The 23,612-nt window shown below is 64.8% G+C and carries 30 protein-coding genes; 22 read left to right on the forward strand and 8 right to left on the reverse strand.

All coding sequences use genetic code 11. The annotated features are described in order from the left end of the window. Nucleotides 1-8: 8 nt before the first annotated feature. The 4 genes from rplR (at nt 9) to ACU0B3_RS11615 (ending at nt 1,903) form a co-directional block, all read left to right on the forward strand. Nucleotides 9-368 (forward strand): 50S ribosomal protein L18, encoded by a 360-nt coding sequence (gene rplR / locus ACU0B3_RS11600; protein ID WP_446261017.1) that lies wholly within the window; start codon nt 9-11, stop codon nt 366-368. Nucleotides 369-494: 126 nt separating this feature from the next. After that, nucleotides 495-1,064: a 30S ribosomal protein S5 gene (gene rpsE, locus ACU0B3_RS11605; protein ID WP_446261018.1), complete on the forward strand. Its 570-nt coding sequence runs from the start codon at nt 495-497 to the stop codon at nt 1,062-1,064. Between the two features lie 5 nt (nt 1,065-1,069). Continuing rightward, a complete protein-coding gene (rpmD, locus tag ACU0B3_RS11610; RefSeq protein WP_446261019.1) occupies nt 1,070-1,258 on the forward strand; it encodes a 50S ribosomal protein L30 in 189 nt (62 codons plus the stop codon). Nucleotides 1,259-1,408: 150 nt separating this feature from the next. Then, complete coding sequence (locus ACU0B3_RS11615; RefSeq protein WP_446261020.1) at nt 1,409-1,903, forward strand: ferritin-like domain-containing protein; 495 nt, start codon at nt 1,409-1,411, stop codon at nt 1,901-1,903. A gap of 346 nt (nt 1,904-2,249) precedes the next feature. On the opposite strand, the gene ACU0B3_RS11620 is transcribed toward ACU0B3_RS11615, so the two are convergent. Further along, the gene (locus ACU0B3_RS11620) at nt 2,250-3,125 is read right to left on the reverse strand and encodes an FkbM family methyltransferase (protein WP_446261021.1); all 876 of its coding nucleotides are present in this window, start codon (nt 3,123-3,125) and stop codon (nt 2,250-2,252) included. Nucleotides 3,126-3,223: 98 nt separating this feature from the next. Continuing rightward, nucleotides 3,224-3,862, reverse strand: coding sequence for a hypothetical protein (locus tag ACU0B3_RS11625; protein ID WP_446261022.1), 639 nt, complete (start codon nt 3,860-3,862; stop codon nt 3,224-3,226). Between the two features lie 232 nt (nt 3,863-4,094). On the opposite strand from ACU0B3_RS11625, the gene rplO reads away from it, so the two are divergent. The 8 genes from rplO (at nt 4,095) to rplQ (ending at nt 9,746) form a co-directional block, all read left to right on the forward strand. Next, nucleotides 4,095-4,547, forward strand: a complete 453-nt coding sequence (gene rplO / locus ACU0B3_RS11630; protein WP_446261023.1) for a 50S ribosomal protein L15 — start codon at nt 4,095-4,097, stop codon at nt 4,545-4,547. Nucleotides 4,548-4,677: 130 nt separating this feature from the next. Further along, a complete protein-coding gene (gene secY, locus ACU0B3_RS11635) occupies nt 4,678-6,045 on the forward strand; it encodes a preprotein translocase subunit SecY (protein WP_446261024.1) in 1,368 nt (455 codons plus the stop codon). 41 nt (nt 6,046-6,086) lie between these two features. After that, entirely contained in the window at nt 6,087-6,665 is a 579-nt protein-coding gene (locus ACU0B3_RS11640; RefSeq protein ID WP_446261025.1) for an adenylate kinase, read from the forward strand. Between the two features lie 91 nt (nt 6,666-6,756). Next, a complete protein-coding gene (locus ACU0B3_RS11645) occupies nt 6,757-6,954 on the forward strand; it encodes a CsbD family protein (protein WP_446261026.1) in 198 nt (65 codons plus the stop codon). Nucleotides 6,955-7,269: 315 nt separating this feature from the next. Further along, nucleotides 7,270-7,638 carry a 30S ribosomal protein S13 gene (rpsM, locus tag ACU0B3_RS11650; protein WP_446261027.1) on the forward strand — a complete coding sequence of 123 codons (369 nt, stop codon included), beginning with the start codon at nt 7,270-7,272 and terminating at the stop codon, nt 7,636-7,638. A 12-nt stretch (nt 7,639-7,650) separates the two neighbouring features. Beyond that, entirely contained in the window at nt 7,651-8,040 is a 390-nt protein-coding gene (gene rpsK, locus ACU0B3_RS11655; RefSeq protein WP_446261028.1) for a 30S ribosomal protein S11, read from the forward strand. Nucleotides 8,041-8,139: 99 nt separating this feature from the next. Continuing rightward, the gene (locus tag ACU0B3_RS11660; protein ID WP_446261029.1) at nt 8,140-9,156 is read left to right on the forward strand and encodes a DNA-directed RNA polymerase subunit alpha; all 1,017 of its coding nucleotides are present in this window, start codon (nt 8,140-8,142) and stop codon (nt 9,154-9,156) included. Between the two features lie 170 nt (nt 9,157-9,326). After that, the gene (rplQ, locus tag ACU0B3_RS11665) at nt 9,327-9,746 is read left to right on the forward strand and encodes a 50S ribosomal protein L17 (RefSeq protein WP_446261030.1); all 420 of its coding nucleotides are present in this window, start codon (nt 9,327-9,329) and stop codon (nt 9,744-9,746) included. A gap of 82 nt (nt 9,747-9,828) precedes the next feature. Here the strand turns inward: rplQ and ACU0B3_RS11670 are convergent, their stop codons facing one another. Together ACU0B3_RS11670 and ACU0B3_RS11675 are read right to left on the reverse strand one after the other, a co-directional pair. Beyond that, a complete protein-coding gene (locus ACU0B3_RS11670) occupies nt 9,829-10,284 on the reverse strand; it encodes a host attachment family protein (protein WP_446261031.1) in 456 nt (151 codons plus the stop codon). Between the two features lies 1 nt (nt 10,285). Next, nucleotides 10,286-10,525 (reverse strand): hypothetical protein, encoded by a 240-nt coding sequence (locus tag ACU0B3_RS11675; RefSeq protein ID WP_446261032.1) that lies wholly within the window; start codon nt 10,523-10,525, stop codon nt 10,286-10,288. A gap of 122 nt (nt 10,526-10,647) precedes the next feature. On the opposite strand from ACU0B3_RS11675, the gene ACU0B3_RS11680 reads away from it, so the two are divergent. The 9 genes from ACU0B3_RS11680 (at nt 10,648) to ACU0B3_RS11720 (ending at nt 19,668) form a co-directional block, all read left to right on the forward strand. After that, the gene (locus tag ACU0B3_RS11680; protein WP_446261033.1) at nt 10,648-11,961 is read left to right on the forward strand and encodes a replication-associated recombination protein A; all 1,314 of its coding nucleotides are present in this window, start codon (nt 10,648-10,650) and stop codon (nt 11,959-11,961) included. Nucleotides 11,962-11,992: 31 nt separating this feature from the next. Next, on the forward strand, nt 11,993-12,346 hold the full coding sequence (locus ACU0B3_RS11685) for a fluoride efflux transporter FluC (RefSeq protein ID WP_446261034.1): 354 nt from the start codon (nt 11,993-11,995) through the stop codon (nt 12,344-12,346). Beyond that, nucleotides 12,346-13,389 carry an RluA family pseudouridine synthase gene (locus ACU0B3_RS11690; RefSeq protein ID WP_446261035.1) on the forward strand — a complete coding sequence of 348 codons (1,044 nt, stop codon included), beginning with the start codon at nt 12,346-12,348 and terminating at the stop codon, nt 13,387-13,389. The genes ACU0B3_RS11685 and ACU0B3_RS11690 overlap by 1 nt, the downstream gene beginning before the upstream one ends. Then, nucleotides 13,386-14,060 (forward strand): HAD-IA family hydrolase, encoded by a 675-nt coding sequence (locus ACU0B3_RS11695; protein ID WP_446261036.1) that lies wholly within the window; start codon nt 13,386-13,388, stop codon nt 14,058-14,060. The genes ACU0B3_RS11690 and ACU0B3_RS11695 overlap by 4 nt, the downstream gene beginning before the upstream one ends. Next, nucleotides 14,057-14,773, forward strand: a complete 717-nt coding sequence (locus ACU0B3_RS11700) for an ATP12 family chaperone protein (RefSeq protein WP_446261037.1) — start codon at nt 14,057-14,059, stop codon at nt 14,771-14,773. The genes ACU0B3_RS11695 and ACU0B3_RS11700 overlap by 4 nt, the downstream gene beginning before the upstream one ends. Before the next feature lie 409 nt (nt 14,774-15,182). Continuing rightward, on the forward strand, nt 15,183-16,199 hold the full coding sequence (locus tag ACU0B3_RS11705; protein WP_446261038.1) for an amino acid ABC transporter substrate-binding protein: 1,017 nt from the start codon (nt 15,183-15,185) through the stop codon (nt 16,197-16,199). Between the two features lie 117 nt (nt 16,200-16,316). Beyond that, nucleotides 16,317-17,543: an amino acid ABC transporter permease gene (locus ACU0B3_RS11710; RefSeq protein ID WP_446261039.1), complete on the forward strand. Its 1,227-nt coding sequence runs from the start codon at nt 16,317-16,319 to the stop codon at nt 17,541-17,543. Between the two features lies 1 nt (nt 17,544). After that, entirely contained in the window at nt 17,545-18,840 is a 1,296-nt protein-coding gene (locus ACU0B3_RS11715; RefSeq protein WP_446261040.1) for an amino acid ABC transporter permease, read from the forward strand. 78 nt (nt 18,841-18,918) lie between these two features. Next, a complete protein-coding gene (locus ACU0B3_RS11720; protein WP_446261453.1) occupies nt 18,919-19,668 on the forward strand; it encodes an amino acid ABC transporter ATP-binding protein in 750 nt (249 codons plus the stop codon). A 257-nt stretch (nt 19,669-19,925) separates the two neighbouring features. On the opposite strand, the gene ACU0B3_RS11725 is transcribed toward ACU0B3_RS11720, so the two are convergent. The 4 genes from ACU0B3_RS11725 to argB all read right to left on the reverse strand — a co-directional run bounded on the left by ACU0B3_RS11725 (nt 19,926) and on the right by argB (nt 22,749). After that, entirely contained in the window at nt 19,926-20,411 is a 486-nt protein-coding gene (locus ACU0B3_RS11725) for a SixA phosphatase family protein (protein ID WP_446261041.1), read from the reverse strand. Beyond that, nucleotides 20,408-21,052: a ferredoxin gene (locus tag ACU0B3_RS11730; protein WP_446261042.1), complete on the reverse strand. Its 645-nt coding sequence runs from the start codon at nt 21,050-21,052 to the stop codon at nt 20,408-20,410. Before ACU0B3_RS11730 ends, ACU0B3_RS11725 begins: the two co-directional genes overlap by 4 nt. After that, nucleotides 21,019-21,813, reverse strand: a complete 795-nt coding sequence (locus ACU0B3_RS11735; RefSeq protein ID WP_446261043.1) for a sterol desaturase family protein — start codon at nt 21,811-21,813, stop codon at nt 21,019-21,021. Before ACU0B3_RS11735 ends, ACU0B3_RS11730 begins: the two co-directional genes overlap by 34 nt. A 72-nt stretch (nt 21,814-21,885) precedes the next feature. Next, the gene (argB, locus tag ACU0B3_RS11740; RefSeq protein WP_446261044.1) at nt 21,886-22,749 is read right to left on the reverse strand and encodes an acetylglutamate kinase; all 864 of its coding nucleotides are present in this window, start codon (nt 22,747-22,749) and stop codon (nt 21,886-21,888) included. A gap of 112 nt (nt 22,750-22,861) precedes the next feature. On the opposite strand from argB, the gene ACU0B3_RS11745 reads away from it, so the two are divergent. After that, nucleotides 22,862-23,596, forward strand: a complete 735-nt coding sequence (locus tag ACU0B3_RS11745; RefSeq protein ID WP_446261045.1) for an SDR family NAD(P)-dependent oxidoreductase — start codon at nt 22,862-22,864, stop codon at nt 23,594-23,596. Nucleotides 23,597-23,612: the final 16 nt, after the last annotated feature.

Below are 23,612 nucleotides of genomic sequence, written 5' to 3' on the forward strand. Positions count from 1 at the left end.
CCAAGGGTATGGCAAACACGAAACGACAGCTGTTTCTCAAGCGCCGCCTGCGCGTCCGGAACAAGCTTCGCAAGGTGAACGCGGGCAAGATGCGCCTCAGCGTGCACCGCTCCAGCAAGAACATCAGCGTCCAGCTGATCGACGACGTGAACGGGGTCACCCTGGCCTCGGCCTCGTCGCTCGAAAAGGACCTCGGCATCGTCGGCAAGAACAACGTCGAGGCGGCCGCCAAGGTCGGCGCGGCGATTGCCGAACGCGCCAAGAAAGCCGGTGTCGAAGAAGCGTACTTCGACCGTGGCGGCTTCCTCTTTCATGGCAAGGTGAAGGCTCTGGCCGACGCCGCGCGTGAAGGCGGTCTGAAAATCTAAGACCCGTAAGGTGGGCAGATTGCCCACCCTACATCTGCAGGCGGGAACGCCTCGATGATGCCGCGATATGTGTGTCGACGCGCATCGAACAACCACCGCACATGCGGTAGATGACAAGGAGGCCACATGGCCGAAAGAGAAAACCGCCGGGGCAACCGCCGCGACCGCGACGAAGCCCCCGAATTCGCCGACCGTCTGGTCGCCATCAACCGCGTGTCGAAAACCGTCAAGGGCGGTAAACGCTTCGGTTTTGCTGCCCTCGTGGTGGTCGGTGACCAGAAAGGCCGCGTCGGCTTTGGCAAAGGGAAAGCCAAGGAAGTGCCCGAGGCGATCCGCAAGGCAACCGAGCAAGCCAAGCGCAAGATGGTCCGCGTGCCCCTCAAGGAGGGCCGCACGCTGCACCACGACATCGAAGGCCGTCACGGCGCCGGCAAGGTCATCATGCGCACCGCGCCGACCGGGACCGGGATCATTGCAGGTGGTCCGATGCGGGCCGTCTTCGAGATGCTGGGTGTCCAGGACGTCGTGGCGAAATCCATCGGCTCGCAGAACCCCTACAACATGATCCGCGCCACCATCGACGCGCTCGGGAAGGAGCAATCGCCCCGCTCCGTCGCGCAGCGCCGTGGCAAGAAGGTCGCTGACATCCTGCCCAAGCGGGACGAAGCCCCTGCGGCCGCGACTGAGGAGGCCTGAGAGACATGGCAAAAACCATCGTTGTGAAACAGATCGGCTCGCCGATCCGCCGCCCCGCCATCCAGCGCCAGACGCTGATCGGCCTGGGCCTGAACAAGATGCACAAGACGCGCGAGCTCGAGGACACGCCCTCGGTCCGCGGCATGGTCGCCAAGATCCCGCACCTCGTCGAGATCGTCGAAGAGCGCGGCTGACCCACGCGAAACCTGTAGGGTGGGCACCGCCCACCTCTCCTCAAGCGCCCCGCCTCGCTGCGGGGCGTTTTGCGTTTCGCGGCGGGCACACTCGGAACCCGAGGCCCGCCTCGACGATTGGTTAAGTGAACTTCGAAAAGGAGACATGACATGCCAATGAACACGCTCAAAGACGTCTACATCGACCAGGTCAAGGACCTCTACTCGGCTTGCAACCAGAGCCACAAGATGACCGTGCAACTTGCCGATGCAGCAACCAACGAGACGCTCAAAGGAGCGCTGACCGCAGGTGCCGAAGGCATCAAAGACGGGATGGAGGCTGCCGCAGCCATCGTGAAAGCCCATGGCGAGGAGCCGAGTGACGAGTTCTGCAAAGGCATGGAAGGGCTGGTCAAAGAGGCCAAGGCGCACGCCATCGACGAAGACTTTGGCGACAGAGACGCCCGCGACGCCATGATCATCACCCAGTACCAGCGCATGGTCCACTACGGCATCGCAGGCTGGGGTTGTGTCGTAGCCTTCGCCAAGCGGCTGGGCCTCGACGAGGACGCGCACACATTGCAGAAGTGCCTCGATGACACCTACGACGGCGACCGCCGCATGACGGAGATCGCCGCCGGAGAGGTCAACCGCGCCGCAGCCTAAAGGTTGCCAGCAGGGCGGGTCGAGCAGACCCGCCCACGCGTGGCAATCGCCGCAATTTCGGCGATCTGGCAAGTCTTTCGGCGTGTCGTCTTCGGAGGCCTTTTGGCCTCACGCGCGCATCACGCCCGACGGCTGGCCTCCCTCGTCTCGGCTATGCGTTCAGCGCGCAGCGGACATGCAAGATTGACGGGTGGTCGCGCGCCGGCATGGGGCGTAGCGCTGCAAGCCTGAACGCCAAACACCGAGGTCTCCCATGCCGCTCGTCACCCGCATTTTCGCTCAATTGAAAACCGTCTGGTCGCAAGGGCCGTGCCCGTGCTGGACGGAGTACCTCAACAACCGCTGATCACGCGGCGCCGAGGCGCGCCTTGATCTCGGCCGGGCAGCGCGCGGACAGCGCGACGTAGTCGTGCGGTGTGTTCTCTGCTTGCCGGGCCAGCGGCTCAAGCGCGACCCGCATCAGGCGTTTCGGCAAGCCGTAAAGCGTAAATCCGCGGTCGATCAGCAGCTGCAGGCTCTCGGGCAGGGCTGGTGCCGTCGGTCGGTGCTCTTCGAGCAGCAGCACATGCGGGGCGCGTTCTGATAGATAGCGCGTGCCGCCCTTGAGCACTTCGGTCTCGAAGCCTTCCACGTCGATCTTCATCATCGCGGCAGAGCGTGGGCCAAAGGTCGTGGACATCCGGTCGAGCGTTTCCACAGGCACCTCTTCGGACGCGCCGTCACCCGGCAAAAGGCTCGCGGCGCCGGCATTGTCGTCCGGCACGGTCAGCAACAGCTTGCCGGGCTCTGGACCCAAAGCCATGCCATGCAGAGTGACGTTCGCGCGGTGCGTCTCCACGAGGCTGCGCGAGACATAGCTGCGCAGCCGCGCTTGCGGCTCAAACGCGTGTACCGAGCCCGATGCGCCCACCCGCTCGGACATGCGCAGGGTGACAAGGCCGAGGTTCGCGCCGATGTCGATCGCCAGGTCGCCCGGGCGCAGGACGCGGTCGACCACCCAGGACACCTTGGGGTCGAGATCGCCCACGTATTTCATCGCACGCGCGACATAGTCGCCGGACGGCACAAGTGCCGGACCGCCCACGACGCGCGCCCAGTCGTCCTGCCCGTGCCGGCGGTCGAGCGCGCGCATGAGGGAGGTGTTGGCGAGCGTGCCGCACCCGGATTTCAGGGGATAGCTGTGCCCGACCTGCTTGGCGAGCGCGTTGAGAAGGGTGGTCATCATCTGGCCTACAAGTCTCCGCGCCCCCACGCGCCGGAACTATAACGCCATCGCACCCTAAAAATCCATCGCGCGCGCGGGACAAGGCGCGCGCTGTCTCACTGCTGCAACGACCGTCCCGGCATAGGCGCCTGCGCACGCTGCCGCATCCGCCCGGCGGTGATCGCCAGGATGATGCAGGCGTAAAGCGCAAAGAGGTAGACCGGGTAGGCGAGCAGCACCGGATCCGGCTGTCCCACCACGAGCACCGCCAGCGTCGCCGCGACAAAGTTCAGCACCCAGCAACTGAGCGTTTCCGTCTCCGGCGCGCGGTAGGCTTTGACCGCCGTAGCAACGCCTCCAAGCGCGCTAACCGCGATGGCGATGGCAAGCGCGTAAACGGCGCTGTCGGTGGTGACCCAAAGCACGATCCCGAGCGCGGCCGCCACAAGCGTCGGCGCGTCCGAGCGCCCCAGATAGCTGCCCATGCCGCCCCGGATCGACATCAGGAACACCACGATCGTCGCGCCGCTCTGCCCCATGGAGAACCAAAGCGAATGCGTGGCGCCTTCATAGGCTTGCGATGCGGTGGAGATCGACGAAAGCAGCGCCCAGATCAGCCAGGTCGCGCGGTGCGGCCGTGTCGATCCAAAAAGCGTGTCGCGAAAGTAAGGAACATACGCGGCCAGACCTATGAGCGCCGCCAAAATTCCGGCAGCATAGGCCCAGTCCGCCGGAAAACCCGTGGCGAACGTCATCAAAATGTCCTCAATAAAATAGTGCCACGCGTGTGACACGTTTGAGGTACCCGGGAAATGGAGGTTTGCCATACCCCAAATGGGGGAAAGCGGCGTTTTTCTTTGCCTCTTGCGCGAAAATAGGGCGGGCGCTATACGCCGCTGGCGCGCTCTTGGGCGCGCTCACAATTTGCACGCCGTGTCCCTCCCACCAGCTTCACCGGGGAGGTGTTCCGGCCAGAGGAGAAGCACGATGAAACTCAATGAAATCGCCGACAACCCAGGCGCCACGAAACGCAAGAAACGCGTCGGCCGTGGTCCCGGCTCCGGCATGGGCAAGACCGCAGGCCGCGGGATCAAGGGCCAGAAGTCGCGCTCGGGCGTGGCGATCAACGGCTACGAGGGCGGCCAGATGCCGCTCTACCAACGCCTTCCCAAGCGCGGCTTCAACAAGCCGAACCGCAAGGAATACGCCGTCACGAACCTGGGCCTGATCCAGAAGTTCATCGACGCGGGCAAGCTTGATGCCGCGAACATCACTGAGGACACGCTGATCGAGTCTGGTCTGGTGCGCCGCAAACTCGACGGCATCCGCGTGCTGGCCAAGGGCGAGATCACCGCCAAGGCAACGATCACCGTGACCGGCGCGTCGAAATCGGCCGTCGATGCGGTCGAGAAAGCCGGCGGCAGCCTGACCGTCGCGTGAGCGACCACCAGCACCTTGTGACTTGTGACCGGGCAGCGCTCCGCTTACATGTCTCAGACGTTTGTTGAAACACACGCCGCCGCGCCGTTTCACACGGTGACGGCGGCGTTTGCCTGACAGAGAGACCCGCATGGTATCCGCAGCAGAGCAGATGGCCGCCAACACGTCCTGGTCGGCGTTCGGCAAGGCCACGGACCTTCGCAACCGCATCCTCTTTACCCTTGGACTTTTGATCGTCTACCGGCTCGGGACATTCATCCCTGTGCCTGGCATCGACGGCGGCGCGCTGCGCGAGTTCATGGAGCAGGCAAGCCAGGGCATCGGCGGCATCCTGACGATGTTCACCGGCGGCGCGCTGGGGCGGATGGGCATCTTTGCTCTGGGGATCATGCCCTACATCTCGGCCTCGATCATCGTGCAGCTCCTGACCTCGATGGTTCCCAAGCTCGAGCAGCTCAAGAAAGAGGGCGAGCAGGGCCGCAAGAAGATCAACCAGTACACGCGCTACGGCACTGTGATCCTTGCGATTTTCCAAGCATACGGCCTGGCTGTGAGCCTCGAGGCGGGCAACCTTGTGACCGATCCTGGCTGGTTCTTCCGCGCGTCCTGCGTGATCACGCTGGTGGGCGGCACCATGTTCCTGATGTGGCTCGGTGAGCAGATCACCGCCCGCGGGGTCGGCAACGGTATCTCGCTCATCATCTATGTCGGCATCATCGCCGAGATCCCCTCTGCGCTCGCGCAATTCTTTGCCAGCGGCCGGTCGGGCGCGCTGAGCCCGGCGGTCATCGTCGGTGTGATCGTGATGGTCATCGCGGTGATCATGTTCGTCGTGTTCATGGAGCGCTCCTTGCGCAAGATCACGATCCAGTATCCGCGCCGCCAGGTGGGGATGAAGATGACCGAGGCGCAGCAGTCGCACCTGCCGGTCAAGGTCAACCCGTCGGGCGTGATCCCCGCGATCTTTGCCTCGTCGCTGCTGCTGTTGCCCGTGACGATCTCGACCTTCTCTGGCCAGCAGACCGGGCCGATCATGTCGACGATCCTCGCCTATTTCGGCCCCGGCCAGCCGCTCTACCTGCTCTTCTTCGCGGCGATGATCATCTTCTTCGCATACTTCTACACGTTCAACGTGTCGTTCAAGGTCGATGACGTGGCCGAGAACCTCAAGAACCAGAACGGCTTTGTGCCCGGCATCCGCCCCGGCGAGAAGACGGCGCAGTACCTCGAATACGTGGTCAACCGCATCCTCGTGCTCGGCTCGGGGTATCTGGCGGCGGTTTGTCTCTTGCCCGAGATCCTGCGCGGTCAACTGGCGATTCCCTTCTACTTTGGCGGCACATCGGTGCTGATCGTGGTGTCGGTGGCGATGGACACGATCCAGCAGGTCCAATCGCACCTCCTCGCGCACCAATACGAAGGGCTCATTCAAAAGTCGCAGTTGCGCGGACGCGGCGGAGCACGCAAAAAGGGCAAGCGCGCGCCGACACGTCGGTAAGCGGGCGTCGCCAACAAAGACCTCACGGGGGGGACACATCCATGAACATCATTCTGCTGGGTCCTCCCGGCGCCGGGAAAGGTACGCAAGCGCAAATCCTCGTCGACGAACGCGGCATGATCCAGCTTTCGACCGGCGACATGCTCCGCGAGGCGCGCACCTCCGGCACCGAAATGGGCAAGCGCGTCGCCGCGATCATGGATGCAGGAGAGCTTGTCACCGACGAGATCGTCATCGGTCTGATCCGCGAAAAGCTGCAAGGCGATGCTGGCGGCGGCTTCATCTTTGACGGCTTCCCGCGGACGCTGCCGCAGGCGGACGCCCTCGCGGCGCTGCTCGAAGAGGTCGGCCAAAAGCTCGACGCAGTGGTCGAGATGCGCGTCAACGACGATGTGCTTGTCGAGCGCGTGGTCAACCGCGGTCTCGAGGCGGCGGCCGCCGGCAAACCCGTCCGTGCCGACGACAACGCGGAAAGCATGAAGACGCGGCTGATGGAGTATTACAAAAAGACCTCGCCCCTGATCGGCTATTACTACGCCAAGGGCGATCTCAAATCGGTCGACGGCCTCGGGACCATCGACGAGGTCAAAGACCGCATCGCGGGCGCGCTGCCCGCCTGACGCCGGCACTTGTGCAAAATACCCGGAGACCTGGGAACGGCCCGCTTGGCTCTGCGTTTGTTGATTGAACAAACTGGAAAGGAGCCAAGCTATGAATTGGGACCAAATCCAAGGCCAATGGAAGCAACTCAAAGGTGACGCACAGGCCCAGTGGGGCAAGCTCACCGATGACGATCTCGATCAGGCAGAAGGCGACCGCACCAAGCTGGTCGGCCTCGTGCAGGAAAGATACGGCAAGGCCAAAGAAGAGGCCGAGCAAGAGGTGGACAGCTGGTTCGCCCGGCACTGACCCCTTTGCCCAAACGTCCAGGCAGCCGCCCGGACCTCCAACGTTTAGGCACGTTGCAAGCCCGCGCCCGATCCCTCGGCGCGGGCTTTGCCGTTCGATAGGCTTTCAGGGTTGACGGCACTCCGCGCAACCCTTACCTGCCCGTATCTCCGAGGGGAATCGCCACTCCCCGACGGGCGCAGGACGAGATGGGCGATCGCGATGCGCATCTCAGACCACCTCAAGATCGTGAAGCCCGAAGCGCTGAAACGCCTCGGGCTTTGGTTGTGAAAAAAGGGCCTGGAATGACGGGCTCGCATCATAAGGACTACGAAATTGGCTCGTATTTCCGGGGTCAACATCCCCACCGGCAAGCGCGTCCCGATCGCGCTGACATACGTGACAGGCATCGGCCACACTTCCGCAAAAGCCATCTGCGAGGCCGTCGGCATCGAGCCGACCCGCCGCGTGAACGAGCTCAGCGACAGCGAAGTGCTGCAGCTGCGTGAGCACATCGACGCGAACTACACCGTCGAAGGTGACCTGCGCCGCGAAGTGCAGATGAACATCAAGCGCCTGATGGACCTTGGCTGCTACCGTGGCCTGCGCCACCGCCGCAACCTGCCGGTCCGCGGCCAACGCACGCACACCAACGCGCGCACCCGCAAAGGCCCGGCGAAACCCATCGCTGGCAAAAAGAAATAAGGGGGCGCTGAGATGGCTCGTGACACCCGCCGTACGAAGAAGAAGGTTTCCAAGAACATCGCCGCTGGCGTTGCGCATGTGAACTCCTCTTTCAACAACACCAAAATTCTCATCTCCGACGTGCAAGGCAACGCGATCTCGTGGTCGTCCGCCGGCACGATGGGCTTCAAGGGCTCGCGCAAGTCGACGCCCTACGCCGCGCAAATGGCCGCCGAAGACGCCGGCAAGAAGGCGCAGGAACACGGCGTGAAGACGCTCGAAGTCGAAGTGCAGGGCCCCGGCTCCGGCCGCGAATCGGCGCTGCGCGCGCTGGCCGCCGTCGGCTTCAACATCACGTCCATCCGTGACGTGACGCCGATCGCGCACAACGGCTGCCGCCCGCCAAAGCGCCGCCGCGTCTAAGCGTTCCGGGCGCTCCTTTTGCGGGGCGCCTTATAGCAGATCAACCTCGGGAGCGAAGCGCCAAGGATCCGGGCACTTTGCAGGCATGGAGGGTTTTAGATGATCCATAAAAACTGGGCCGAGCTTATCAAACCAACGCAGTTGGAAGTTAAGCCGGGCAACGATCCGATGCGGCAGGCCACCGTCGTGGCCGAACCGCTCGAGCGCGGCTTTGGCCTGACGCTCGGCAACGCGCTGCGCCGCGTTCTGCTGTCCTCGCTGCAAGGCGCAGCCATCACCTCGGTGCAGATCGACAACGTCCTGCACGAGTTTTCGTCCGTTTCGGGCGTGCGCGAAGATGTCACCGACATCATCCTCAACCTCAAGGGCGTCGCCCTGCGCATGGAAGTCGAAGGGCCCAAGCGCCTGTCGATTCAGGCCAAGGGTCCGGGTGTCGTCACCGCCGGCGACATCTCCGACAGCGCGGGCATCGACGTTCTGAACCGCGAGCACGTGATCTGCCACCTCGACGAGGGCGCGGATGTCTACATGGAGCTCACGGTCAACATCGGCAAAGGCTACGTCGCTGCCGACAAGAACAAGCCCGAAGACGCGCCCATCGGCTTGATCCCGATCGACGCGATCTACTCGCCTGTCAAGAAAGTCAGCTACGACGTGCAACCCACCCGCGAGGGGCAGGTGCTCGACTATGACAAGCTCACGATGAAGATCGAGACCGACGGCTCGATCACGCCGGATGACGCCGTGGCCTACGCCGCGCGGATCCTGCAGGACCAGCTGTCGATCTTCGTCAACTTCGACGAGCCGGAATCGGCGCAAGCCGCGCAGGAAGACGACGGCCTCGAGTTCAACCCGCTTCTGCTCAAGAAGGTGGACGAACTGGAGCTCAGCGTGCGGTCGGCCAACTGCCTCAAGAACGACAACATCGTCTACATCGGCGATCTCATCCAGAAGACCGAAGCAGAGATGCTGCGCACGCCGAACTTTGGCCGCAAGTCCTTGAACGAGATCAAGGAAGTGCTGTCGGGCATGGGTCTGCACCTCGGCATGGACGTCGAGGACTGGCCGCCCGACAACATCGAAGACCTCGCCAAGAAATTCGAGGATTCGTTCTAAACGCCAGGATGGGTAGAACCACCCACCTACTTTGCATCACCCCGTAGGATGGGTGATTTCACCCATCCCGCGGCACCCGGGCACCCCGCCCCAAGGAGAGCAGCTGACACGCATCGGCTGCCGGACAAAGCAAAAACGCCCGTAGAGGGCACCCAATTGGAGTAAGAAACATGCGTCACGCTCGCGGATACCGCCGCCTCAACCGCACCCACGAACACCGCAAGGCCCTCTTTGCCAACATGGCCGGCAGCCTGATCGAACACGAACAGATCAAGACGACCCTGCCCAAGGCCAAGGAACTGCGCCCGATCGTCGAAAAGCTGATCACGCTCGCCAAGCGCGGCGATCTGCACGCCCGCCGTCAGGCCCGCGCGCAGCTCAAGCAGGACATGCACGTGGCCAAACTCTTTGACGTGCTCGGCCCCCGCATGGCCGACCGTCCGGGCGGCTACATCCGCGTGATGAAGGCAGGCTTCCGCTACGGCGACATGGCACCGATGGCGATCATCGAATTTGTCGACCGCGACGTCGATGCCAAGGGCGCCGCCGACAAAGCGCGCCTCGCCGAGGAAGAAGCCGCCGAGAGCTGAGGCTCACAGCGATACGCTTACAAAAAGGCCCCGGCGGAGACGCGCGGGGCCTTTTTCGTTCTTGGGGTTGGATTTTTGGGTGTCAGGCAGCGTCGAGCTCACGTTTGACCAGGTCCTCGATCTCGTCGACCGGGTGGTTGGTCAGCGTCTTCGGCACTTCGGCCACCACACGGTCCGCGACCTCCTTGTGCATCTCGTCCCGAAGAACGCCCAGCACCTGTGGTGATGCGACGAGAACAAGCCGGTCGAACCCGCCCGCATGCGCATCCTTGTAGAGCCGGTCGGCAAGGTCCTTGGCAAAGCGCTCTTTCTGCAGCTCGTGCCAATCGGTGTCGTCGAGGGCGGAACGCTGGCCCGCGCCCGTGTCTGGCATGCGCCCGGGCCGGTTTGCCGATTGCTCGATATCCGAAGGGTTCTCTTCCGCGTGCGTGTCCGTCACGTCGAAATTCGGGTCGGCGTGGTCGGTCAGGTTGCGCAGGAACAGCGCCTTTTCGCTGTCCGCCACCACGATGAGCGTGTCGTTCTTGAGCCGTGCCATGTCAGTCCTTCTCCGTGCCGGTGCCGTGATGCCCGCCGAGATTGCCTTCGCCGGCCTCGTCCGATTTTTGCACGCGCGTCGCGCCGGCGCGGTCGTCCTTGGCGCGCTTGAGCGTGTCGCGCGTGCCGACCTTGCGTTCGAGGTTGCCGTCCGCCCGGCCTTGCTGGCTGGGGGTGGCTTCGTCGTCGAGATACTCTTCGGTTTCGCGGGTGCCGTCCTGGGACCTGTGTCGGTCAGCCATGATGATCTCCTTTTGCTTTGATGGGAAAACGGCCCGGGCCGGGGCCGGGTTCCGCCGGGCGCGTTGCAATCGGCGGCAACGCTCCGCATACCGAAGACTAGAATCGGCGCAGAAAGTGGCAGATGGCGGACCTGTTTGATACTCCGGGCGCGGTGAACGCGGGCAGCACAACGCGTCCGCTCGCGGACCGGCTGCGCCCTGCGAGCCTTGCGGAGGTGATCGGCCAAGCCCAAGTGCTTGGCGCCGACGCGCCGCTGCGCGTGATGCTCGACGCGGGCGCGCTGACCTCGCTGGTGTTCTGGGGACCACCCGGTGTGGGTAAGACAACCATCGCGCGGCTGCTCGCGGACGAGACGGACCTCGCTTTTGTCCAGATCAGCGCGATTTTTTCCGGTGTGGCTGAGCTGAAGAAAGTGTTCGAGACCGCGCGCCAGACCCGCCGCATGGGGCGCGGGACGCTGCTTTTCGTGGACGAGATCCACCGGTTCAACAAAGCCCAGCAGGACAGTTTCCTGCCGCATATGGAGGACGGCACCATCGTGCTCGTGGGCGCGACGACGGAGAACCCGTCGTTCGAGCTCAACGCCGCGCTGCTCTCGCGTGCGCAGGTGCTGGTGCTCGAACGGCTGAGCCTCGCCGAGCTGGAACACCTCACCCAACGCGCCGAGACGCAGCTGGGTGTGAAGCTGCCGCTCAACGGTGAGGCGCGGGAGCAGATGCAGGAGATGGCAGACGGCGACGGCCGGGCGCTCCTCAACTTGATCGAGCAAGTGGCAGCTTGGACCGTGGACACTCCGCTGGACGCAAAGGCCCTCGCGCAGCGGCTGTCACGCCGGGCAGCGCTCTACGACAAATCGGGCGACGCGCATTACAACCTCATCTCGGCCCTGCACAAATCGGTGCGCGGCTCGGACCCGGATGCAGCGCTCTACTGGTTTTCGCGCATGCTCGAAGGGGGCGAGGACCCGCGTTATCTCGCCCGCCGCATCACGCGCATGGCGGTGGAGGACATCGGCCTTGCCGACCCACAGGCGCAGGACGTGTGCCTGCAAAGCTGGCAAACCTACGAGCGGCTGGGCTCTCCCGAAGGTGAGCTGGCGCTGGCGCAAGCGCTCGTCTACCTCGCGCTCGCGCCGAAATCCAACGCCACTTACAACGCTTACAAGGCCGCGCGCCGGGCGGCGAAGCAGACAGGCTCGCACGCACCGCCCAAGCATATCCTGAACGCGCCCACGCAGATGATGAAGGATCAGGGGTACGCCGCCGGATACGCCTATGACCACGATGCCGAGGACGGGTTTTCGGGGCAGAACTACTTCCCGGACGGGATGGAGCGGCCTGCGTTCTACGACCCCGTTGCGCGCGGGTTCGAGCGGGACCTGCGCAAACGGCTCGACTATTTCGCGCAGCTGAGGGCCAAGCGGCAGGGCGGTTGACACCGGCGCGCGGGCGGCACAGGTGGAGGCCATGATGGTGATCTATGTGGCATTGGGCGGCGCGCTTGGCGCGGCGCTGAGGTATGGCGCAACGCAGCTCGTGGCGTTCCCGTTCGGCACGCTCGGCGTGAACGTGCTCGGCTCGTGCGTGATCGGCGCGCTCTATGCGGGCGTGCTCGCCGGGCCGGAGCAGCCCCGTCTCGCGGCGTTTCTGGTGACCGGCCTTCTGGGCGGGTTCACGACGTTCTCGGCCTTCTCGCTGGACACGCTCAAGCTGGTGCAGGCCGGGCAGGTGGCCTTTGCCGCGGGGTATGTCAGCGCGTCGGTGGTCCTGTCGCTCCTGGCCTGCTTTGCCGGGTTCGCGCTGGTGAGGGGGATCGTCTGATGCCGGGGGTGCAAACCGTCGAGGTAGGCGCGGATGACGCCGATCAGCGGATCGACCGCTGGCTGAAACGGCTCTACCCGCAGCTGACCCAAGGCCGGATCGAGAAGATGTGCCGCAAGGGTGAGCTGCGCGTCGAGGGGGGGCGGGTGAAACCGGCCACACGGCTGGAGGCCGGGCAGAGCGTGCGCATCCCGCCAGTGCCGGACAAGGCCGCGCCGCCGCCGACGGAAAAGCCGAAGGTCTCGGACGCGGATGCGCGGATGATCGAAGCCTGCGTGCTCTACCGTGATGATGATCTGATCGTGCTGAACAAGCCCTCGGGCCTGCCCACGCAAGGCGGCAGCGGGCAGGCGCGGCATGTCGATGGCCTCAGCGAGGCGCTCAAGTTCGGCTACGAGGACAAGCCGCGGCTGGTGCACCGGCTCGACAAGGATACCTCGGGCGTGCTGGTGCTCGCGCGCACGCGGCAGGCGGCGTCCAAGCTGACGGCAGCCTTTCGGCATCGGAACACGCGCAAGATCTACTGGGCTTTGGTCGCGGGCGTACCGACGCCCTACCTCGGGGAGATCAAGACGGGGCTGGTTAAAGCGCCCGGACATGGCGCCAAGGGTGAGGGTGAAAAGATGATCCCCGTGCACCCGCGCGAGATCGACGACACGCCGGGCGCCAAACGGGCGCATACGCTTTACGCAACGCTTTACCGGGTGGCGGGGCGCGCGTCCTGGGTCGCGATGGAGCCTCTGACGGGACGTACCCACCAGCTGCGAGCGCATATGGCGGGAATGGGCCATCCGATTGCAGGTGATGGCAAATACGGCGGCTCGGCGCAGGAGAACCTGGGCGACGGGTGGGGTGCGCAGATCGGCGGGCTCATCAGCCGCAAGCTTCACCTGCACGCGCGGAGCCTGACGTTCGAGCATCCCTCGACGGGCAAGCCGCTCACCGTGACGGCGCCGCTGCCGGAGCATATGGCTTATAGCTGGGAGACGCTCGGCTGGACCGAGGATCTGGCCGCCGACGACCCGTTCGAGAGCGTGCGATGAGCGGGCTGAGCCTTGTGCTTTTCGACGTCGACGGCACGCTGGTCGACAGCCAGGCGGACATCGTCGCCTCGATGGAGGCGGCGTTTGCGCGCGTGGACCTGACCCCGCCGACGCGGGCCGACATCCTCGGGATCGTCGGGCTGTCGCTACCGCAGGCGATCTCGAGGCTCGCTGTCGGTGCGACGGCGGAGACGGTCACGCGGATGGTGGATGCCTACAAGGCCGAGTATATGCGACTGCGCCAGGCGCAGCCGGCGGGGGGCGGCTCGCCGCTTTATCCCGGGATCCGGGGTGTGCTCGATGCGTTGGCCGGTGAGGAGACGCTGCTGCTCGGCACGGCGACGGGCAAGTCCCTGCGTGGGCTCGACGCGCTCGTGGATGGGCACGGGATCCGCCGGCACTTTGTGACGCTGCAATGCGCCGACGATCATCCGTCGAAGCCGCATCCGTCGATGATCCTTGCCGCGATGGCCGCAACGGGCGTGACGCCCGCGCAGACGGTGATGATCGGCGACACGTCCTTTGACATGGAAATGGCGGCGGCGGCTGGCGTGACGGGGCTGGGCGTTGCCTGGGGCTATCATCCGCGCGCGCGGCTGAGCGCGGCGACGGACATCGTGGCGGAGGTCGCGGACCTGCCGGGCTGGATCGAACGCTGGAGGCGGACATGAGCGAGTGGGCGGCAAAGCGGTTCTGGACAGAAACCCGCGTGGTCGAGGCCGAGGCGGGATGGACCGTGCACCTTGACGGGCGGGGCGTGCGCACGCCGCTCAAGGCGCCTCTGATCGTGCCGACGCGCGCCATGGCAGAGGCGCTGGCCGCCGAATGGGACGCGCAGGAGGACAAGATCGACCCGATCTCGATGCCTGTGACCCGGTCGGCCAATGCGGCACTCGACAAGGTCGCGGTGCAGCGTGCGGAGGTCGAGGCGCTGCTCGCCGATTATGCCGAGAACGACATGCTGTGCTACCGCGCCGAAGGGCCGGACGGGCTGGTGCGCCGGCAGGCGGAGGCGTGGGACCCCTACCTTGCCTGGGGGGCGGAGGCGCTGGGCGTTGCGCTTGTCCCGACGGCGGGGATCATGCCGGTCGCGCAACCTCAGGCGAGCCTGGCGCGGGCGCGGGGTGCGCTGGCGGCGTTCACGGATTTCGAGCTGACGGCGGTGCACGATCTGGTGTCGCTCTCCGGCTCTCTGGTGCTGGGGCTCGCGGTCGCGCGCGGGCACACGACGGCGGAGGCGGCCTGGCCGATCTCCCGCCTCGACGAGCTCTGGCAGCAAGAGTTGTGGGGCGCCGACGCAGAGGCCGAATCACAGGCGGCGCTGAAAAAAGCGGCATTCCTGCACGCGGAGCGCTTTTTGTCGCTGAGCGTGCACAATTCGTAATCTGCCGGGTCAAAAAGGTGCAGTGGTCGGTGCGCCCTCGGTGCGGCTGGTAGCGCTGACTGGGTCAACTTCGCTGACATAGTTTCCGTGATCACTGCCATTTCAGCGCGCGATGGGTGCATTCGTTTGCAATTTTGCCGCCCCGAGCCGTTTCCGGGCCGGCACGCGGGCGGTCAAAGTGCTTTGTCCGTGCCTTTCGGCGTGCACGTGGGCGAATCCGGCATAGTCGAAAAGGGCAGCACTTGCGACGTATCGCCCTGCGCGCAGCCTTCTTTCGCGCCGGATTTCTCCTTGACCCCTTTCCGGCTGTGCTTGATGGTCGGCGCCGTGCACACGGGAGTGGGAGTTTCCGTGTCCCCGCCCTCACGGGGGCGGTCCGAATCCTCGGGGAGACAACAAAGAGGTCAACATGACAAAATCCGTATTTTTCGGCATTGCAACGGTTGCGGCACTCGCAGCTGGCGCAGCGGCTGCCGGCACGCTTGACGATGTCAAAGCGCGCGGCACGCTGAACTGTGGCGTCACCACCGGTCTGGTCGGCTTCGCCGCGCCCGACGCAAACGGTGAGTGGAAAGGCTTTGACGTGGCCGTGTGCCGCGCCGTTGCAGCCGCCGTTCTCGACGATCCGAACGCCGTCGAATTCGTGCCGACCACCGGCAAGACCCGCTTCACCGCGCTCGCCTCGGGCGAGATCGACATGCTCGCACGGAACACGACCTGGACGTTCTCGCGCGACGTGGACCTGAAGTTCGAATTCACCGGCATCAACTACTATGACGGCCAAGGCTTCATGGTGCCCAAAGAGCTCGGCGTCTCGTCGGCCAAAGAGCTGGACGGCGCGACCGTCTGCATCCAGACCGGCACCACCACCGAGCTGAACCTGGCGGACTTCTTCCGCTCGAACAACATCAGCTACGAGCCGGTTCCGATCGAAACCAACGCCGAAGCGCAGCAGCAGTACCTGGCTGGCGCATGTGACGTCTACACCACGGACGCCTCGGGTCTGGCCGCAACGCGCGCCACCTTCGAAGCGCCGGGCGACCACGTTGTTCTGCCGGAAATCGTGTCGAAAGAGCCGCTCGGCCCGCTCGTACGTCACGGCGACAACGACTGGGGCGACATCGTCCGCTGGACGCTGAACGCGCTGATCACCGCCGAAGAGCTCGGCGTGACCTCGGCCAACATGGGCGACATGATGTCGGGCACCAACAACCCCGAGATCAACCGTCTGCTCGGCACCGAAGGCAACCTGGGCGAGATGCTCGGCCTGCCGGCGGACTGGGCGGCCAAGGCGATCGGCGTCGGCGGCAACTACGGCGAAATCTTTGAAGCCAACATCGGCGAATCGACCCCGATCGGTCTCGCACGTGGCCTCAACGCCCTGTGGACCGAAGGTGGCCTGCTCTACTCGCCGCCGTTCCGGTAAGCACTTTGAAGGGGGCGTGGAGAAATCCACGCCCTTTTCATATCCAGCGCCAACAAAACGCTCGGCCCCGCTCTGAAAAAGGCGCACGCTCAAGGGGCTGACAATCGGGGATCCTCCATGACGACGATGACTGACCCGCCGAGGGAGTCGTTCCAGCTGTCGATGCTGTTCAACGACACCCGCTACCGGTCCCTCACGTTCCAAGCGATTGCCGCCATCGTGCTGGCCCTGTCGATTTGGTACCTGGGCAACAACCTCATTCAGAACCTCCGCGCTGCCGGGCTCAACATCTCGTTCGAGTTCCTGGGCAACCCGGCGGGCTATGACATCAACCAGACGCTTGTCGACTATTCGAGCCAGTCGACCCACGCCAGGGCGGCGCTGGTGGGCATCCTCAACACGCTGCTCGTGGCCTTTCTCGCCTGCCTGACGGCGACGGTGTTCGGTGTGATCGCCGGTGTCCTGCGGCTGTCGAACAACTGGCTGATCTCCAAGTTGATGTCGTTCTACGTCGAGATCTTTCGCAACATTCCGGTGCTGATCTGGATCGTCATCATCTTTACGATCATGATTGCCGTGCTGCCGGGACCGCGGGCTTTCCGGGGTGACGAGCCCGAGGCGTCGATGTTCCTCGGCATTGCGGCCTTCACCAACCGCGGTATCTACATCCCGCAGCCCTATTTCACGCGGGGCTTCGGCGGATTTGCCGACCTCCTCCTGGTCATCGCGATCCTCGCCGGCTCCTTCTTTGCGACCCGAGCAGTCAACGCACGGGCAACGCGCATCCAGGAGGCCACCGGCGAGCGCCCCAAGACGCTGCTGACCAACCTTGCGATCTGGTTCGGTCCTCTCATCGTCGTCTTTCTCGCGCTGGGTCTGACGTTCGACATTCCCGCGCTGCGCGGTTTCAACTTTGCCGGCGGGATCAAGGTCGGTGGACCGCTGATCGCGCTCTGGTTCGCGCTCTCGATCTACACGGGTGCCTTTATCGCCGAGAACGTGCGCGCCGGCATCCAGGCGGTGAGCAAGGGCCAGACCGAGGCGGCGGCCGCGCTTGGCTTGCGGCCCGGGCGCATCATGAACCTTGTCGTGCTGCCGCAGGCACTGCGGGTCATCATCCCGCCGCTGATCTCGCAGTACCTCAACATCACCAAGAACTCGTCGCTGGCGATTGCGGTCGGCTATGCCGACATCACCGCGACGCTCGGGGGGATCACGCTCAACCAGACCGGCCGCGCGATCGAGTGCATCCTGCTCTTGATGCTGTTCTACCTGACCGCGTCGCTGGTCATCTCGGCGGTGATGAACGTCTACAACGCCTCGATCAAGCTGAAGGAGCGCTGAGATGAGCGACATGCACGCACATTCCGCCGCCTTCGTGCGGACTGCAGAAATCCCGCCGTCGCCGCCGCCCCCGAGCGCGGTCGGGCCGACCAAGTGGATCAAGGACAACCTCTTTGCCACCTGGACCAACGGCCTGCTGACGGTGGTCGCGCTCTACGCGATCTACGTCGTCCTGTCGGGGATCTTGCCATGGCTCTTTGGCGGTGTCTGGAACACCTCGAGCCTTGCCGAGTGCCGCGAAGTGCTGCAGGGCGCGACGGGTGGCTGTTTCTCGGTCCTGACCGAGCGCTGGCCGCAGCTGATCTACGGGTTCACCTATCCGAACGACCAGTACTGGCGTCCCAATCTCGCGTTCGTCTTTATGCTGATCGCGATTGCGCCGGTGCTGTTCTTTGACTTGCCGCGCAAGCTGCTGTTCTTTACCGCGGCCTTCCCCTTTGTGGCCTATTGGCTGATCTGGGGCGGGTCGGTCCTGATCCCGATCGTGGCCGCTGCCGGTTTTGTCGCCGCCTATTTCGTCTTTGACCGGTTCGGCAAGACCAACTTCGCCGTCGGGTTCCTTGGCGGGATCGTAGCTGCCTTTGTGGTCTGGACGATTGGCGGGTTCATCATCCCCGAAGACCAGTCGAACGCATTGCTGTCGCCGGTGCCGTCCCGTGACCTGGGCGGGTTCATGCTGAACATGATGCTCGGCATAACCTGCGTGTCCCTTTCGGTGCCGCTGGGGATTGCGCTGGCGCTGGGGCGTCAGTCGGACATGCCGCTGATCAAGTGGATTTGCGTCGTCTTCATCGAGTTCGTGCGGGGTGTGCCGCTGATCACGCTCCTCTTCGTGGCGTCGGTGATGCTGGCCTACCTCTTCCCTCCGGGAACGACCACGGACCTCTTCCTGCGGGTGGTGATCATGATCACAATGTTCTCCTCGGCCTATATCGCCGAGGTGATCCGGGGCGGTCTCGCCGCCCTGCCGAAGGGTCAGTACGAAGGCGCGGACAGCCTCGGCCTCGATTACGCGCAGTCGATGCGCCTGATCATCCTGCCGCAGGCGCTCAAGATCTCGATCCCCGGGATCGTTAACATCGCCGTTGGCCTTTTCAAGGACACGACGCTGGTGTCGGTGATCTCGATGTTCGACGTGCTTGGCATGATCCGGGGTCCGATCCTCGCCTCGACCGAGTGGAACGGCGTCTACTGGGAGCTTTTGGGCTTTGCCTCACTCCTCTTCTTCGTCACCTGCTACGGCATCTCGCAATACTCGCAGTGGCTCGAGCGTCGCCTCGCCACCGACCATCGTTAAGGAGGGCATCTGATGTCCACGGAACCCAACACCCAACTTCCCGACACCAGTGAGCTGGCGGCCGTCAACACCGCGGCCATGGCCGTCTCGGACGAGGTCGCGATCTCGATCCAGAACATGAACAAGTGGTACGGCGCGTTCCACGTGCTGCGCGACATCGACCTGACGGTGTACCGCGGCGAGCGGATCGTGATCTGTGGCCCGTCGGGCTCTGGCAAGTCGACGCTGATCCGCTGCATCAACGCGCTGGAAGAGCACCAGAAGGGCTCGATCACCGTTGACGGCACGCTCCTGTCGTCGGACCTCAAGAACATCGACAAGATCCGCTCCGAGGTCGGCATGTGCTTTCAGCACTTCAACCTCTTCCCGCATCTGACGATCCTCGAGAACTGCACGCTTGCGCCGATCTGGGTGCGCAAGACACCCAAGAAGGAAGCCGAAGAGACGGCGATGCACTTCCTCGAGAAGGTCAAGATCCCCGATCAGGCGAACAAGTACCCCGGCCAGCTTTCGGGTGGTCAGCAGCAGCGTGTGGCGATCGCCCGCTCGCTCTGCATGCGTCCGCGGATCATGCTCTTTGACGAGCCGACCTCGGCGCTCGACCCGGAGATGATCAAGGAGGTGCTCGACACCATGATCCAGCTCGCCGAAGAGGGCATGACGATGCTCTGCGTGACGCACGAGATGGGCTTTGCCCGTCAGGTGGCGAACCGCGTGATCTTTATGGATGCGGGTCAGATCGTGGAGCAGAACGAGCCCGAGCCGTTCTTTACGAACCCGCAGAACGACCGGACCAAGCTCTTCCTGAGCCAGATCTTGGGTCACTGAACGGGCAAGATACGCCGCGCACTGGGTGGGGGCACCCGGCTTGAGGCGAGGAGGCGTCGGAGCGATCCGGCGCCTCTTTTCGTTTGGTCTACTCTGTCAGGTGACTTGAAACCTGAGGTCTTCGAGACGGACGAGCACGCGCCGTCCCGCGGGGTGGCGCAATCGCGCCGCCCCAGGGGGGGCGGCGCGGCCTGACAGTGCCTGTCAGGCGGGCACTTCGATTTAGGCGGTGTATATTAGGTTTGAGGTTGGCAACGTCAGCCCGCCAACTCCCGCGGAACGATGAAATCAACCACCCCTCCTTGCGTGATCGCGTCCCAGGTCCGCGCCTTGAAGTCGAGCACCAGCGTCGCCCCTGTCGGATAGTCAAAGAACCGCGGATGCGCCGGGGGCGTCTCCGCCAGAACATCGGCAAATTCGGCAATGCCGGGATTGTGCGCCACCATCAGCACCGTCCCACCCTGCGCCTGCCGCAGTGTACGCCCCAGGATCGACGGCGGCGCGAGGTAAAGTGCGTCGTGAAAGCTTGGGCTCGTCTCGAGGCCGAGCAGCGCCAGCGTCTCCCGCGTGCGCGCCGCGCCCGAGCACAGCACTTCATCCGGCAGGTGGCCCGCGCTGCGCAGCCAATCGCCCAGAGCCACTGCCGCCGCGCGCCCGCGTGGGTTAAGGGGGCGGTCAAAGTCTTCGCCGGGATGCTCCCAGCTCGACTTGGCGTGCCGCATGAGGATGAGGCGCAGGGTCATGTCGGGTGGAACGCCGCCATGTGAAACGCCGATTGCGCCGGATCGCGGCCAAAGCCTTGGCTCACCGGGCAGGCGCGGCGGGCCTTGCAGCCTCGGCTCAGGCAGTCCTGCCCTGCGTCCGTGTCGAGAAACGCGTGACAGGCCGCCACGTCGTAGCCATCGCGTGCGCTCAGCGCGTCGACCGGGCAGGCATCCGCGCAGGGCGCAGCACAGGGCTCACATGGCGACGCAGGCGTCTCCGGCAGCGTATGCGCTCCGTCAAACACCAGCGCCCCGCGATAGGAAATCATCAGCCCGGCCTCGGCATGCACGAGCATCCCCACCGGGCTCTGCCACGCCTCGCCCGTCGCACTCGCCCACCGCAGGAACGGCGCGTAGGGTGGGCCACCAAACGGAAACGCGACATCCCGCGCGCCGGTCTCCTGGCCCACCTTACCCAGGACGCGCGTGCTCCAACGGTCGAGCGGATCGGGCATGCCATCGTTATACTCGGCGCCACGCGTGAAGACAGGCCAGAACCCCTGCCCCGTCCCGAGCAGCACCAGCGTCTGGCCGTCCTCCTGCACCCCGCCCATCCAGATGAGCCCATGCGGCGCGGCCGCGCGCTCTATCGTTTGGCGAAGGGCAGCCACAGGCTCCATCCCAGTTTGGAGGGGCGCGTGTCCTGCCATTCGAGCCCGGTCTTCATCCCGTCATGTCCGTCCGCCGGCTGCGCGATATAAGTGCCAAACAGGCGGTCCCAGATCGACAGCGCAAAGCCGTAGTTGCTGTCATGCTCGGCCCGATGCACCGAATGGTGCACGCGGTGCATGTCGGGTGTCACCAGAACCCGGCGCACCACCGCGTCGAGCCACAGAGGCAGGCGGATGTTGGCGTGGTTGAACATGGCCGTCCCGTTCAGCAGCACCTCGAACAGCACCACCGCAATCGCCGCTGGTCCCAGCAGGTAGACGAGCCCGACCTTGAGCACCATCGACAGCGCGATCTCCACCGGGTGGAACCGGATCGCCGTGGTCACATCGAGGTCCACATCCGCGTGATGCACCCGGTGCAGCCGCCACAGGAGCGGGACCTTGTGCGTGATCAGGTGCTGCAGCCAGATCGCGAAATCGAGGATCAGGATCGTCAGTAGGACTTCGAGCCACAGCGGCCAATCAAGCGCATTGAGCAGCCCCCAGCCCTGCGCCTCGGCGTCCATCGCGGCGCCGACGGCAAGCAGCGGCAGGGCAAAGGCCAGCGCGCGGAGCGTCACGAAATTGAGGAGCGTCATGCCCCAGTTCGTGACCCAGCGGCTTGTCCGCGGCTGCACACGCACGCGGCGCGGGGCGTAGACCTCGATCACCGCAAGGACCACGAAGAGCCCGATAAAGACGGGCAGGCGGATGAGCGCTTCAAACTCCATGGTACACAAGATGGCGCGCGGGGGCGGCGAGGTCCATGTGGCAGGGCATCACGTCTGCGTGGCTCCCGAGGCTCAGGCCCGGCGGATGATCGAGCCCGCGCCGTGCTCGGTGAAGAGCTCGAGCAGGCAGGCGTTGGGCGCACGCCCGTCGAGGATCACCGCCGCCCGCACGCCCGACTGGATCGCGCTCACGGCGGTCTGGGTCTTGGGGATCATCCCGCCCGCGATCACGCCGTCCGCCGTCAATTCGGCCACCGCGTCCACGGTGAGTTCGGTCACCAGCTGCCCGCTGCCGTCCTTGACGCCCGCCACGTCGGTCAGAAGCAAGAGCCGGTCCGCCATCAGCGCCGCCGCCACGGCGCCGGCGGCCGTGTCGCCATTGATGTTGAAAGTCTCGCCCTCGGCGCCATAGCCAAGCGGCGCCACGACGGGGATCACTCCTGCGGCGGTCAGATCGCGCAGAATTTGCGGGTCGACGAGGTCGGGCGTGCCAACGAGGCCAAGCGCGGGGTCCGCCGTGGTGCAGCGGATCATGCCGGCGTCCTTGCCGCTGAGACCCACCGCACGGCCACCCGCGGCGCAGATCGCCTGCACGATACGTTTGTTGACCGAGCCCGAGAGGACCATCTCGACGATCTCCATCGTCGCGGTGTCCGTCACACGCTTGCCGTTCACAAATTCCGAGACAACCCCCAGCCGGTCGAGCATCGCGTTGATCATCGGCCCGCCGCCGTGCACCACAACCGGGTTCACGCCAACCTGCCGCATCAGGACGACATCGCGGGCAAAACTCGCCATGCCCTCGTCCGAGCCCATCGCGTGACCGCCGAGCTTGATCACGACCGTCGCGCCCTCGTAGCGCTTGAGGAAGGGCAGGGCCTCGTTCAGCGTGCGGGCGGTAGCAATCGAGTCTCGGGTCATGTCGCGCGGCTTCATCTTGTCTCTCCCAGGCCGCCTCGTCCTAGCGCGCGCACCGTCCTGCGCCAAGGGCCATTGATGCGGCGCTGCAGCGGGACTAGGCTGAGCTCGGCTACCAAGGAGGCGCGCCATGGCCGACGACCGGAAAACGCTGCTGCTCACGGGCGCAAGCCGCGGGATCGGACACGCCACCGTGCGCCGGTTCAATGCCGAAGGCTGGCGGGTCATCACCTGCTCGCGCCACGGGTTCCCCGCCGAATGCCCCTGGGGCGGAGGGGAGGAGAACCACGTCCAGATCGACCTCGCCGATCCAAAGGACACGATCGAAAAGGTCGCCGACATCAGGAGCCGGTTGAACGGGCGGCTCGATGCGCTGGTGAACAATGCCGGCATTTCGCCGAAAGGTCCCGAGGGCGAACGGCTCAACACCATCGACACGGATCTCAGGACCTGGGGGCACGTTTTTCACGTCAACTTTTTTGCCTCGGTCGTGCTGGCGCGCGGCCTCAAGGAGGAGCTGGCCGCGGCGGGCGGGTCGGTGGTGAACATCACCTCCATCGCAGGGGCGCGGGTGCATCCGTTTGCCGGGGCGGCCTATGCCACCTCCAAAGCTGCGCTTGCCGCGCTGACGCGCGAGATGGCGCATGATTTCGGCCCCCTTGGCGTGCGCGTGAATGCGGTGGCGCCGGGCGAGGTGGAGACCGCGATCCTGTCGCCCGGCACGGACAAGATCGTCGAGACCCTGCCCATGCGCCGGATTGGCCAGCCGGAGGAGGTTGCCGCGACGATCTTTTTCATGTGCTCGTCCGAAAGCTCTTACATCTCCGGCACGGAGATCGAGGTGAACGGGGCGCAGCACGTCTAAGTTAGGCGCCCTTGGC

The organism is Pseudaestuariivita sp., assembly GCF_052825805.1.

Excerpts from the sequence above, each read along its gene's own strand:
- rplR (WP_446261017.1), top strand. The coding sequence starts at position 9 with ATGGCAAACACGAAACGACAGCTGTTTCTCAAGCGCCGCCTGCGCGTC.
- rpsE (WP_446261018.1), top strand. The coding sequence starts at position 495 with ATGGCCGAAAGAGAAAACCGCCGGGGCAACCGCCGCGACCGCGACGAA.
- rpmD (WP_446261019.1), top strand. The coding sequence starts at position 1,070 with ATGGCAAAAACCATCGTTGTGAAACAGATCGGCTCGCCGATCCGCCGC.
- ACU0B3_RS11615 (WP_446261020.1), top strand. The coding sequence starts at position 1,409 with ATGCCAATGAACACGCTCAAAGACGTCTACATCGACCAGGTCAAGGAC.
- ACU0B3_RS11620 (WP_446261021.1), bottom strand. The coding sequence starts at position 3,125 with ATGACCACCCTTCTCAACGCGCTCGCCAAGCAGGTCGGGCACAGCTAT.
- ACU0B3_RS11625 (WP_446261022.1), bottom strand. The coding sequence starts at position 3,862 with ATGACGTTCGCCACGGGTTTTCCGGCGGACTGGGCCTATGCTGCCGGA.
- rplO (WP_446261023.1), top strand. The coding sequence starts at position 4,095 with ATGAAACTCAATGAAATCGCCGACAACCCAGGCGCCACGAAACGCAAG.
- secY (WP_446261024.1), top strand. The coding sequence starts at position 4,678 with ATGGTATCCGCAGCAGAGCAGATGGCCGCCAACACGTCCTGGTCGGCG.
- ACU0B3_RS11640 (WP_446261025.1), top strand. The coding sequence starts at position 6,087 with ATGAACATCATTCTGCTGGGTCCTCCCGGCGCCGGGAAAGGTACGCAA.
- ACU0B3_RS11645 (WP_446261026.1), top strand. The coding sequence starts at position 6,757 with ATGAATTGGGACCAAATCCAAGGCCAATGGAAGCAACTCAAAGGTGAC.
- rpsK (WP_446261028.1), top strand. The coding sequence starts at position 7,651 with ATGGCTCGTGACACCCGCCGTACGAAGAAGAAGGTTTCCAAGAACATC.
- ACU0B3_RS11660 (WP_446261029.1), top strand. The coding sequence starts at position 8,140 with ATGATCCATAAAAACTGGGCCGAGCTTATCAAACCAACGCAGTTGGAA.
- rplQ (WP_446261030.1), top strand. The coding sequence starts at position 9,327 with ATGCGTCACGCTCGCGGATACCGCCGCCTCAACCGCACCCACGAACAC.
- ACU0B3_RS11670 (WP_446261031.1), bottom strand. The coding sequence starts at position 10,284 with ATGGCACGGCTCAAGAACGACACGCTCATCGTGGTGGCGGACAGCGAA.
- ACU0B3_RS11675 (WP_446261032.1), bottom strand. The coding sequence starts at position 10,525 with ATGGCTGACCGACACAGGTCCCAGGACGGCACCCGCGAAACCGAAGAG.
- ACU0B3_RS11680 (WP_446261033.1), top strand. The coding sequence starts at position 10,648 with ATGGCGGACCTGTTTGATACTCCGGGCGCGGTGAACGCGGGCAGCACA.
- ACU0B3_RS11685 (WP_446261034.1), top strand. The coding sequence starts at position 11,993 with ATGATGGTGATCTATGTGGCATTGGGCGGCGCGCTTGGCGCGGCGCTG.
- ACU0B3_RS11690 (WP_446261035.1), top strand. The coding sequence starts at position 12,346 with ATGCCGGGGGTGCAAACCGTCGAGGTAGGCGCGGATGACGCCGATCAG.
- ACU0B3_RS11695 (WP_446261036.1), top strand. The coding sequence starts at position 13,386 with ATGAGCGGGCTGAGCCTTGTGCTTTTCGACGTCGACGGCACGCTGGTC.
- ACU0B3_RS11700 (WP_446261037.1), top strand. The coding sequence starts at position 14,057 with ATGAGCGAGTGGGCGGCAAAGCGGTTCTGGACAGAAACCCGCGTGGTC.
- ACU0B3_RS11705 (WP_446261038.1), top strand. The coding sequence starts at position 15,183 with ATGACAAAATCCGTATTTTTCGGCATTGCAACGGTTGCGGCACTCGCA.
- ACU0B3_RS11710 (WP_446261039.1), top strand. The coding sequence starts at position 16,317 with ATGACGACGATGACTGACCCGCCGAGGGAGTCGTTCCAGCTGTCGATG.
- ACU0B3_RS11715 (WP_446261040.1), top strand. The coding sequence starts at position 17,545 with ATGAGCGACATGCACGCACATTCCGCCGCCTTCGTGCGGACTGCAGAA.
- ACU0B3_RS11720 (WP_446261453.1), top strand. The coding sequence starts at position 18,919 with ATGGCCGTCTCGGACGAGGTCGCGATCTCGATCCAGAACATGAACAAG.
- ACU0B3_RS11725 (WP_446261041.1), bottom strand. The coding sequence starts at position 20,411 with ATGACCCTGCGCCTCATCCTCATGCGGCACGCCAAGTCGAGCTGGGAG.
- ACU0B3_RS11730 (WP_446261042.1), bottom strand. The coding sequence starts at position 21,052 with ATGGAGCCTGTGGCTGCCCTTCGCCAAACGATAGAGCGCGCGGCCGCG.
- ACU0B3_RS11735 (WP_446261043.1), bottom strand. The coding sequence starts at position 21,813 with ATGGAGTTTGAAGCGCTCATCCGCCTGCCCGTCTTTATCGGGCTCTTC.
- argB (WP_446261044.1), bottom strand. The coding sequence starts at position 22,749 with ATGAAGCCGCGCGACATGACCCGAGACTCGATTGCTACCGCCCGCACG.
- ACU0B3_RS11745 (WP_446261045.1), top strand. The coding sequence starts at position 22,862 with ATGGCCGACGACCGGAAAACGCTGCTGCTCACGGGCGCAAGCCGCGGG.